This window comes from Streptomyces sp. NPDC046881 (assembly GCF_040645015.1).
Lineage (GTDB): Bacteria > Actinomycetota > Actinomycetes > Streptomycetales > Streptomycetaceae > Streptomyces.
Genome location: NZ_JBEYXJ010000179.1, coordinates 1 through 9,996 on the forward strand (window position 1 = coordinate 1; position 9,996 = coordinate 9,996).

The window sequence follows — 9,996 nt, forward strand, 5'->3', positions numbered from 1 at the left end:
TGCTCCCTCTCTCCCGCGCGGGTCCCCGCCCCCGGGGGCGGGGGCCCCCGGGGGGGGGCGGGGGGGCGGCCCCCCCCCCCCACCGGGGGTCTACTTCCCGAGCTCGTGCCGTGTGATTCCGAAGCGGACCACGCCTTCGGCGTCTTCGGCCGTGGTGGTGTCGTACCGTTCGAAGCCGGCCTTTTCCAGAACACGGACGGAGGCCGGGTTCGACAGTTCCACGCCGGCGGTCACGGTGTGGACGCCGGGCGCGGTGAGGGCGAAGGCCGCGAGCGCCTCGGTGGCCTCGGTGGCGTAGCCACGGCCGCGCCGGGAGGCGACGACACCGTAGCCGAGTTCGAGGACCCCGTCGGCGGGTGGCCAGAACAGGCCGATCGACCCCACGACGAGTCCGCCGTCCCGCTCGACGATCAGCCGGTGGCCGTACACGCCGAGCCAGGCGGGGTTGTCGCCGAGGATGCTCGCGATGACGCGGTCGCCTTCGGAGGGAAAGTCCCCGGCCCAGTCGGCAGGCCGGGCGCTGCCCTCGCATTCGAGGACGGCGAGGGCCTCGGCCGCCGTCCAGATACGCAGGACCAGCCGATCGGTCGTCAGCTCGGTGAGATCCTTGGAAAGGGAGGAATGCACGTGTGACTCCTGGTCGTTGGAACGACCCGGACCGCGTCGCGCCGCTTCAGCGCGCGGACCGGAAAAGGGCATGCCGAGAAAGGCCGCTGACGGCCATATTCATCAACCTCCCTGAACCGGTGTGGTGTTCGCACGCTCCCTGCGCCGAGGCGACCGTAACAGACGAACGCAGAGCGCCGCTCCGCCCCTTTCCGATCGAGCGGCCGTGGAGGCGGCCTGAGAGTCATAGCGACATCTCGATGCCCGTCGAGACGCCTAGCTGGTGATGAGGTAGCCGTCGACTACATAGCGACTCCTGCACGAGGCGGCACCGGCACGCGGCGGACGGGGGGGAACCCGTTCTCGCGTGTCACGAGACCTCACGGACGGGGGAACCCGGCGGCCCTCGCAACCCTCCTGGCTCGCGCGCCCTCCCTGTCACTGCGCCGTGGAGCCTCCCTGTGCGACACGGCTTCCAGCCGGCCCGGTTCTCCGGCCCTCCCTGCCGCGCATGCCGCGTTCCCATGTCGGAGAAGGAAACGGGAAACAGCATCGATCGCCTTGTCCGCCCCGGCCCGACTGCCGCACGCTTTCGTGCAGCGCCGACTCGGCCCAGGGCGGGAGAGGTTGGAGGTTTCCGTGCCACAGCCGTCCACCGAGTTCGGCGAGGAGTTGAGGAAGCGGCGTCTGGAGGCAGGGCTCAGCCTCACCGCCCTGTCCGGCTCCGTCCACTACAGCAAGGCGCAGTTGAGCAAGGTGGAGCGGGGCCTGAAGGCCCCCAGCCGTGACCTCGCCCGCCTGTGCGACGCCGCCCTCGGGGCCGGCGGGGCCCTGCTGGCCCTGCTCGCACCAGAGACCACCGACCCGCCCGTCGATCCGGCGCCGGGCCATGTCCACGAGGAGGACTGGATCATGCAGTTGTCGCCGGACGGCCCGAACACCTTCCAGCCTGTGGGCCGACGAGAGGTCGTGGGCGCCGGTGTCGCTTCGCTGATGGCGTGGCGGTCCGACAGTGCGGCCCCGGCCTCACCGGCCACGGGCGCGGGAATGCTGGAGGCCTCCCGCTCGCTGTTCACCCATTACCGCAGACTCGGCCAGACGGTGGCGCCCGGTCTGCTCCTGCCCGTTCTGATCGCACAGACCCACACCCTGCGAGAACTGTCCGCCCACTGTGACAGCGGCACCCGTCGCCACCTTCTGGCCCTCGGGTCCCGGTACGCCGAGTACGTCGGCTGGCTGGTGCAGGAGACCGGGGACGAGCGGGCGGCCCTGTGGTGGACGCAGCGCGCGGTCGATCTGGCGGCCGCCGGCGGCGACCGGGCACTGGCCGGTTACGCGCTGGTCCGCCGGGCCCTGATCGCGCTGTACCGGGACGACGCCGAGCAGACGGTCGCTCTGGCCCGTCGCGCGCAGAGCGACGCTCTGCCCCCGCGGATCCGCGGGCTCGCCGCACAGCGCGAAGCCCAGGGCCACGCCCTGGCGGGTGACCACCGGGCCTGTCTGCACGCGCTGGACCGCGCGCGTGCACTCTTCGCCCGCCAGGACGACGGAGCCGACGAGCCGGTGATCGGCACCATGCACCTTCCCGATCCGGTCGGCATGGTCACCGGCTGGTGCCTGGTCGATCTCGGGCGGCCACGCGAGGCGGGCGAGGAACTGGACCGACAACTTGCCCTGGTCGGCGTGGACGCGATCCGCACCCAGGTCAGGTACGGCGTCCGCCGCGCACTCGCCTACGCGTCGGCCGGCGAGATCGACCGCGCCTGTGACCTGGCGGCGCCCCTGCTCGACGGAGTGAAGGCCGTGGATTCCGCCACCGTCACGACCGACCTGCGGCGGCTGGCCCGCACCCTGGCGCGCCACGCGAACCATCCCTCCGTACGCCGGCTGGGACCGCGACTCGGCACGTTGTCGCACCAGTCCACCATCTGAAGGAGTCACTGGCATGCCCCACGTGTTCATCAACTACCGCACTGGCGACGGCGAGCGGACTGCGGCCCTCCTCGACCAGGAGCTGTCACGCCGCTTCGGCCAGGACCGCGTCTTCCGCGCGTCCAGGTCCATCACCCCAGGGGACGCCTACCCCGGGGCTCTGCTGACCGCGTTACGCCGCAGCTCCGTGCTGCTGGCCGTCGTGGGACCGGACTGGACGAACTTCCGCAGTCGGCTGGAGGATCCCGACGACTGGGTGCGCAAGGAGATCGAGGCCGCGTTCGAGTGCGGGCTCATCGTCGTGCCCGTGCTGGACGGCCGCAAGACCGACCGGCTGAGCAAGGCGGCCCTGCCCTCGGAGCTGGCGCGGCTCGCCGATCTGCAGTCGGTGCCGTTCGACAGCACCCACGACACCGCGGCCGGCGTCCGGCGGATCGGTGATCTGGTCGCCGAGCTGGTCCCCGAGCTGCGGGATCTGACCGAGCCCGGCGAGCCGTCGCCGGCGTCGACCACCGTGCACAATTCGATCGGGGACGTGAGCGGAACATCCGTCCAAGCGGGCGCCTTCAGCGGTGACGTCGGCGGCACGATCGTGAAGAGCTCCCAGGGCACGGTCCACACCGGCAGCGGCAGCATCTACAACAACTCACGCCATGTGTCGGGCGACCGCTACGTCTCGGGTACCGGGACGACGTACACCGAGGGCGACCACCACGGGGACATCCACCAGCGGTTCGGGGAGCCGGAGCGGCCCCAGGACGACCGACGGTGAGCACGGAGCACACCACCTGGGTCGAGGGCACGCAGAGCGTCACGCACACGGGCGGTGGTGACATCCACGTCAACCTCGGCGTCGCTGCGCACGAGCCCCGAAAGCCGGTCTTTCGCCAGCTTCCCGATGACCAACTGCGCTGGGCGCGCAGGGTGTTGGTCGCTCCGGTCAACATGGGCAGGGCCCGTACCACGCTCGAGGAGACGGGCACCGTCATCCTCGACGGTGCTCCCGGCAGCGGCCGCACGGCCACGGCCCGCGTACTGTTGCGCGAACACCACCGTCCCGGCGGAGCCTTCCGCGAACTCCTGCCCGGCGAACAGGACGAGCTGCCGCTGCGCAACCCGACCCTCGTCGACCCGGATGACCGGCTACTGCTCGACCTGTCCACCGCGGAGGCCGGTCTGTGGCATGTGGCGCGGGGCGACCTGCCCGCCCTGCGCCAGACGGTGCACGAGCGGCGGGCCCATCTCGTCGTCGTCATGCCACACGACGGCACCCTCGATCCCGACCTCCAGCACTACCGTGTCGAGATCGGACCGCCGGCCTTCGCGGTGGAGGTTCTCAGACGCCATCTGCGCGCCCATGGCGTGCCGTACGAGCAGTTCCTCCGGAACGACGTCACCGTCGACGAGTTCCTCAGCGAGCGCAGACCGATGCGGGAGATCGCCGACTTCGCCGACCGCATACGCCGGGCTCGTGAATCGGCCGGGCCCGGCGAGGGATTCACCGAGTGGTGCGCGGCCGCGAAACGCGCGCGCACCGGCCGCCGCACCGAAGTCGCCGACCGCGTCGCCGGTTTACCGGAGGCCTCCCAACGCGCCCTGCTGATCGCCGTGTCCATGCTCCACGGTGCACATGCCGACGTCGTCCACCGGGCGGCCGCACTTCTGCTGAGCACGGTCGAGCCCCCAGAGGAGGAGACTCCGCTCCTCCAGCGCAAGGACCTCGCCCAGCGACTGAGGGAGATCTCAGCCCGCTCCGGGCCGGACGGTCGCGTGCGGTTCACCGAGCTGGACTACGACTCCGCCGTCCGCGCCCACTTCTGGGACCACATGCCCGACCTGCGGCCCCACCTCGGCTCGTGGGCCGCGCGGGTCGTCGAGTCGAACGATCCTCATCTCATGCCGGACGTCCGCGACGGACTGGTGGCCCGGCTGGCGGGTGAGTACCTGCGGACCGGGCGGGCGGACGCGCTCGCCGCGCTCGCCGAACGGTGGAGTACGCAGGGAGCGGGCAGAGCCCGGTCGGAGGCGGCGGTCCAGGCGCTCACCTGCGGTCTCGCGGACCCCGCCCACGGCAGGGACTTCCGCGAACGGATCTACCAGTGGTCTGCGTACCGCCGGCTGACCGGTGAGTTCGCCCAGGTGCTGGTCCAGGTCTGCGCCGACGTCCTCGCGCTGGACCATCCGGACCACGCCCTGATCCGGCTGCACCATCTCGCTCGGCGCGAGCGCGGCACGGCGCATGCCCTGCAGGCTCTGTGCGATCTGGTGGCCGGGAGCCGGCGGCTGCGCCGAAGGCTGCTCGACCGGCTGGCACGGGACGACCTCGCACCGGCCGACCTGGGCATCTTTCTGCGCGTCAGCGATCCGGCGCCGCTCACGGACCACTCCGTCACCACCCGCGCTCTGGTCGACGAGGACGGGGTCCGACGCTCGCTGATCATATGCTGGCGCGCCGTGCTGACCGACGCGGTATCGCGGCCGGAAGGAGGAAGCGTGGCACCACGGGCAGAGATTCAGCGCTGGCTGCACTGGGCGGCCGAGGGCGCCGATGACCGGGGGGAGATCCTCCTCGACCTGCTGGTCGATGCCGCCGACCGCTGCGGAGAGCACCGGGGCGCAACGTTCGCCGCGCTGTACGCGTCCGCACGCCAAGCAGAGTGCGCTTCTCCGGGCGCCGGCGCCCGCTCCACCGAGACGACCGACCTGTTGCTCCACAAGATCGGCGTGGCCCAGGGCCTCGGTCCTGCCGCCCCGTCGGCATCGGCCGGAGGGGGTCGATCATGACGACGGCACGCAAGACGACGACCGTGTTCCTCACCGTTCTGTGCGGCCTGCTGCTGACCATCGTCGGCCTGGTGCAGCGATGGCCCGGCTGGACCTGGCCGGCGCTGGCCGCACTTCTTCTCGTGGTGCCCATGGGAGTCTTCCGGATGGCCTCACAGCGCCGCGGCCCGGTGCCGGTCAGCTTCGAGGAGCAGCTCACGGCCGCCCCGGTGGAACGGACCGAGTGCCGCGTCAACCGAGTGGCGCTCCCGAGCCTCTGGGACGACTACCACTTCGTTTTCTCGGCGACCGTGCGGTGGTGCTTCGCCGACGGTCCGGGCCGCGGCACGGTCCTCAACCCGGCCGGCCTCGCCGTCGACGTGGTACTCAGCCGGGCCCGAGCCATTGCCGAGAAGCGGGAACCCGGCCACGCCTCGCTCCTTCAGCACGAACTCGGCGGCGCCCTCAGCCGCATGTGCCCGGATTCCGCGGGCCACCTCCAGGCGATGGCGGAGGACATCAGCCTCACGTTGCCCGACGAGGACCAGGAGCGTCTGGATCGGCTCGCCGGCGTGCGCAAGGACGAATCGGTCTGGGAGCACCAGCGCAAGTACGAGCAGAGCAAGCGCCGGTATCTGGGTGAAGACGTCCTCAAGGACACGGGCAGCGCCGTCGTGTGGTGGCTCACCAAGAACGACGAGCATGTGGCGAAGACCGTGGCCGACCTCCCCCTGCTGGCGCAGCTGACCTCCGCGGCCAACGACACCGACATCCCCGAGCGCCTGCTCGAGATGCTGCCGCACCGGCCGGAAGGACCCGGGACGCCGGAGATCAGCACGGAGTCTGCCGATGTCCCGCCCCGCGAGCCCTCGGCTGCGGATCACCTGTCGGGATTCTTCGAGGCTATGGGCTTCACGGAGGACGACGACCGGCGGGCGATGCTGGCCCGACAGTTCTCGCGGCTCATCGAGCAGCACAACCGCCACGAGACAGCGGAGGACCTTCTACGCCGATTCGATCCGCCGAGGCCTCCCGCCCCCGGCACCGGCGCGGAACCGGCCCCCGACCCCGGCCCGCCGGCCGAGACGGCCTGACGCCCGACCGGGACATTTCATCCCCACGTAGTCAGGAGGACGCGATGGACGCCGAACTGGCCGCCATGGCGGCATCGGGAGCCACCACCCTGGTCTCCCTCATGGTCACTGATTCCTGGGCTCACGCCCGCGCACTGATGGGCCGGTTCCTGGCACGTGCGGGCGCGGACACCACCGCGATCACCGGCTTGGACGACGCGCGTGCGCGGCTGCTCCTCACCGGCACCGCGGCGGACGAGCGCGCCACGTCCGGCATTGCAGCCGAGTGGCAGACACATCTCTGTCGGCTGGTGGAGACCGGGGCGCTCACCGGCGAGGACCTGAGTGCTCTCGGAGCGTCGCTGCACCGACTGGCGGCCGCCGCAGCGGGCCGCCCGGCAACGGTGCACAACACCATCTCCGGCGGCACCCAGCACGGCCCGATCGTCCAGGCCGGCACCGTCACCGGCCTGGCCTTCCCCCCGGATCCCGCTCCACGCCGGGAACAGGGTTGAAGACCGCCCCGGGTTTCCCTTCGTTGCGACCGCCTTCGCGTCCCTGAGCCCCGGTGAGGGTTCCGGAACCGGCTCGCTTCTTCTCCTCCCGAACGCGGATACACGATCAGACAGGGCCGCCGAGCGCCGGTCGTCGGCTGCGACGAGTTCTCGGTCACGGCACGTACCCCGAGGCCGCATGTGTCAGCCGACCGCACCTCACTGCCGACAGCGGGTTTGCCGCGTTCACGCCCGCGGCTGATGGCTCCGCCCCCCACCGGACCGGCGGTCCGGCGATCACGCTGCGGCCACGACCACCATGACACTAACAATTACGGCCTACGACATCAGCTTGCGACTCGACCTGGGGATCCGCACCTGGGATGCGGCGGTGCCCACGACTCCTGCACCACCGCCGAGCATCAGACGGGCTCACGTACGACAGTGCCGGGAGATATCGCCCACTTGGCGAAGAGGTCTCCTCGTTTTCCCCTGACCAGGGCTGGGAACCCGGTGCCCATGGCGACGCGTCCGGTTCCGGTGCGAACCATCCTCGCCACCATCGGCCTGGTGCTCGCCACCTACGTCGTACTCGAGCTGGTGGTCCAGGCTCGCCGGGTGCTGATCTGGGCGGTCATCGCGTTGTTCCTGGCCGTCTCCCTTCATCCGGCGGTCGAAGCCCTGCAGCGACGGGTGCCGCGGTGCCGACGGTCGGTGGCCGCCTTGCTGGTCTTCACTGCCACGGCCGCGGTAATCGGCGCGGTGGTCGCCATGTTCGTCATACCCCTGGCCCAGGAGGGAAGCCGGTTCGCCGGTCGTCTGCCCGCGATGATCAGCGACGCCCAGGCCGGCCGCGGGCCCGTCGGTAACCTGCTGGAGCGGACACACGCTCTGCGGTATGTCCAGCACCATCAGGCGCAGATCCACACGTTCGCCACCGGGCTGGGCAGGCCCGTCGCGAACTTCCTCCGCAGTGCCGCGAGCACCGCGGCAGGCATCGTCACTATTTTCGTGTTGGCCTACCTGATGGTGCTGGAGGGCCCCAAGGCCATAGACCGGTCCCTGGCCCTCGTGGACGAGGCGCCCGCGGCCCGCATACGCCGCGTCGGAGACGCGTGCGCCCGTACCGTCAACGGCTATCTGACCGGAAACTTGCTGATCAGCGTCATCTGCGGGTGTCTGACCTACGTCGTGTTGCTGGTTTCCGGAGTGCCGTTCGCCGGCCTGCTGGCCCTTTTCGTCGCCGTGGCCGACCTTATTCCCCTGGTGGGAGCCACCATAGGAGCTGTCGTCGCCTCCGCAGTGGCGTTCGTCCACTCCCTGCCGGCCGGCATGGGGGCCATCATCTTCTTCATCGTCTATCAGCAGGCCGAAAACCATCTCCTGCAACCGGTCATCCTCTCTCGGACGGTGAAACTCAACCCCCTCACCGTGCTGCTGGCCACCTTGATCGCCACCGAAGTCGCCGGAATCCTCGGTGCCCTGCTGGCGATTCCCGTCACCGGCATCATCCAGGTCGTCCTCGGTGACCTCTGGGCTCACCGCGGCGGTCGGTCACTGGGACTGCCGACACGGACAGACAACAGCTCCGAGAACACCGACCGGTCCGACGCCCCCGAATGACGGCCTGACGGTCAGTGCTCGAGCGAGCCCCGTGCGGCCCTGATGTATGTGCCGATGCCCGAGATGGCCCGGCCCAGTCGGGCGCGGCGTACGACGCCGGCGTCGCCGTCATGGCCGCGCCCACCACGATGCGCGCGAGGTACCTCCGCTGGCCGACGACCCGCGGAGACGCGTGATGTTGCCGCTGGCCAGCGCCCGGTCGGTCCGGCTCCGCCGGTCAGTGCTGGGCGTGCGGACGTGCGTGGAACAAGGAGCGCCTCTGGGGGGCCGTGCCGGCAGCCAGATGGCCGATCTCGACGCGTGTCCTGATGGCGCGGACCACCTCGGTCAGGCCGACGACGATCGCCATGACGCCGACTACCAGAGTGAGCGTCCCGATCGAGGCGAACGGCATGACGATCATCACGATGCCGGCCATCGTGCCGATGATGCCGAAGGCCACGTGCCAGCCGCGGGCCGGCATAGTCCCATCGGAGGCAGCCGCGACCGTCTCCAAGGTGCCTCTGAGCAGCCAGCTGAAGCCGATCCACAGGGCGAGCAGGAAGACCGACTCGAGGGGCCCCCGCAAGCAGACCAGTCCCAGCAGGATGGAGGCCGCGCCGGTGGTGAAGTGCAGGACGCGAAGATGCCGGGGAACGTGGGTGCCGAAGGCGGCGGCGAGTTGGAAGACACCGGTGGCCAGCAGGTAGATGCCGAAGAGCACGCCGACGACGCGGAGCGTCTCGCCCGGCCAGACCAGGGCGACGACACCCAGGGCGATGGTGGCGAGACCCATGGTGAGCAGGATCTGCCAGCCCACGTTCGCCAGAGCGGCGATGCCTTCGGCCGCCGGGCCCGCTGGTGGCTCGGTGCCACGTGGCGGAACGAGACCGGGGGATTCGGAAGGAGATGTCATGGCACCTACCTCCTTCTGGGAGCAGCGTGGTCACGTCACTACGTGTCCATCGTCACCCGATCGGCCTCATGTCGCTCGGCGGAAGCGGCAGGGGACCGTGGCGCATGAGGTATTCCGGGCGATGCTGCGTCCTGCGGAAGCCGCGATGTGTTTCCGCCGGACCGCCCGATGCCGGCGGCCAGGCACGGTCGTGGTGTCCCGTTCGGGTTGATCTTGTCCTGCCGGGCGACGGTGATCACTTCCATCAGTTCGGTGAGGGGCCCCCAGTAGGACGAGGCGACCGAGCACTCGTGCGGCGGACTGGAGAAGTTGACCGGCAGGGCTCCGCCCGCGAGCGAATCGTGTGGACGCCCTCCAGTGCGGCCTCGTCCGGATTCGGCCACTGCCACGCACGCGTGCCCGTGGCGATCAGCAAGCGGTCGTACGGGACCTGCTCACCGTCGGCCAGGTGCACCTGCTTGGTGCTCCGGTCCAGCCCGGTGGCGGCCACACCGAGCCGCCAGTCCGCATCCACTTCCCGCATGCGGGGCAACTTGGTGTGGTCGGCCGGCACCCAGCCCTTGAGGACCTGCTTGGACAGCGGCGGACGGTCATAGGGCTCGTACGGCTC

The 9,996-nt window shown here is 70.5% G+C and carries 9 protein-coding genes; 6 read left to right on the forward strand and 3 right to left on the reverse strand.

Annotation, left to right across the window (positions count from 1 at the left end):
* Positions 1–90 precede the first annotated feature (90 nt).
* Positions 91–627 (reverse strand): GNAT family protein, encoded by a 537-nt coding sequence (locus ABZ923_RS39795; protein WP_361482801.1) that lies wholly within the window; start codon positions 625–627, stop codon positions 91–93.
* A 618-nt stretch (positions 628–1,245) separates the two neighbouring features.
* Here ABZ923_RS39795 and ABZ923_RS39800 point away from each other — a divergent pair.
* The 6 genes from ABZ923_RS39800 to ABZ923_RS39825 all read left to right on the forward strand — a co-directional run bounded on the left by ABZ923_RS39800 (position 1,246) and on the right by ABZ923_RS39825 (position 8,491).
* Complete coding sequence (locus tag ABZ923_RS39800) at positions 1,246–2,538, forward strand: helix-turn-helix transcriptional regulator (protein ID WP_361482804.1); 1,293 nt, start codon at positions 1,246–1,248, stop codon at positions 2,536–2,538.
* 13 nt (positions 2,539–2,551) lie between these two features.
* On the forward strand, positions 2,552–3,310 hold the full coding sequence (locus tag ABZ923_RS39805) for a toll/interleukin-1 receptor domain-containing protein (RefSeq protein ID WP_361482807.1): 759 nt from the start codon (positions 2,552–2,554) through the stop codon (positions 3,308–3,310).
* Entirely contained in the window at positions 3,307–5,322 is a 2,016-nt protein-coding gene (locus ABZ923_RS39810; RefSeq protein ID WP_361482810.1) for a hypothetical protein, read from the forward strand. The genes ABZ923_RS39805 and ABZ923_RS39810 overlap by 4 nt, the downstream gene beginning before the upstream one ends.
* Entirely contained in the window at positions 5,319–6,395 is a 1,077-nt protein-coding gene (locus tag ABZ923_RS39815) for a hypothetical protein (protein WP_361482813.1), read from the forward strand. The genes ABZ923_RS39810 and ABZ923_RS39815 overlap by 4 nt, the downstream gene beginning before the upstream one ends.
* Positions 6,396–6,439: 44 nt before the next feature.
* Positions 6,440–6,889: a hypothetical protein gene (locus ABZ923_RS39820; protein WP_361482816.1), complete on the forward strand. Its 450-nt coding sequence runs from the start codon at positions 6,440–6,442 to the stop codon at positions 6,887–6,889.
* A gap of 498 nt (positions 6,890–7,387) precedes the next feature.
* Positions 7,388–8,491 carry an AI-2E family transporter gene (locus ABZ923_RS39825; RefSeq protein WP_361482819.1) on the forward strand — a complete coding sequence of 368 codons (1,104 nt, stop codon included), beginning with the start codon at positions 7,388–7,390 and terminating at the stop codon, positions 8,489–8,491.
* Between the two features lie 217 nt (positions 8,492–8,708).
* On the opposite strand, the gene ABZ923_RS39830 is transcribed toward ABZ923_RS39825, so the two are convergent.
* Positions 8,709–9,386 carry an HdeD family acid-resistance protein gene (locus tag ABZ923_RS39830; protein ID WP_361482822.1) on the reverse strand — a complete coding sequence of 226 codons (678 nt, stop codon included), beginning with the start codon at positions 9,384–9,386 and terminating at the stop codon, positions 8,709–8,711.
* 244 nt (positions 9,387–9,630) lie between these two features.
* A partial coding sequence (locus tag ABZ923_RS39835; protein ID WP_361482825.1) for an FAD-dependent oxidoreductase occupies positions 9,631–9,996 on the reverse strand: 366 nt, incomplete at its 5' end.

What these genes read in the sequence shown, in the direction of transcription:
- ABZ923_RS39825 (WP_361482819.1), top strand. Translation starts at nt 7,388, where the DNA reads ATGGCGACGCGTCCGGTTCCGGTGCGAACCATCCTCGCCACCATCGGC.
- ABZ923_RS39815 (WP_361482813.1), top strand. Translation starts at nt 5,319, where the DNA reads ATGACGACGGCACGCAAGACGACGACCGTGTTCCTCACCGTTCTGTGC.
- ABZ923_RS39820 (WP_361482816.1), top strand. Translation starts at nt 6,440, where the DNA reads ATGGACGCCGAACTGGCCGCCATGGCGGCATCGGGAGCCACCACCCTG.
- ABZ923_RS39805 (WP_361482807.1), top strand. Translation starts at nt 2,552, where the DNA reads ATGCCCCACGTGTTCATCAACTACCGCACTGGCGACGGCGAGCGGACT.
- ABZ923_RS39830 (WP_361482822.1), bottom strand. Translation starts at nt 9,386, where the DNA reads ATGACATCTCCTTCCGAATCCCCCGGTCTCGTTCCGCCACGTGGCACC.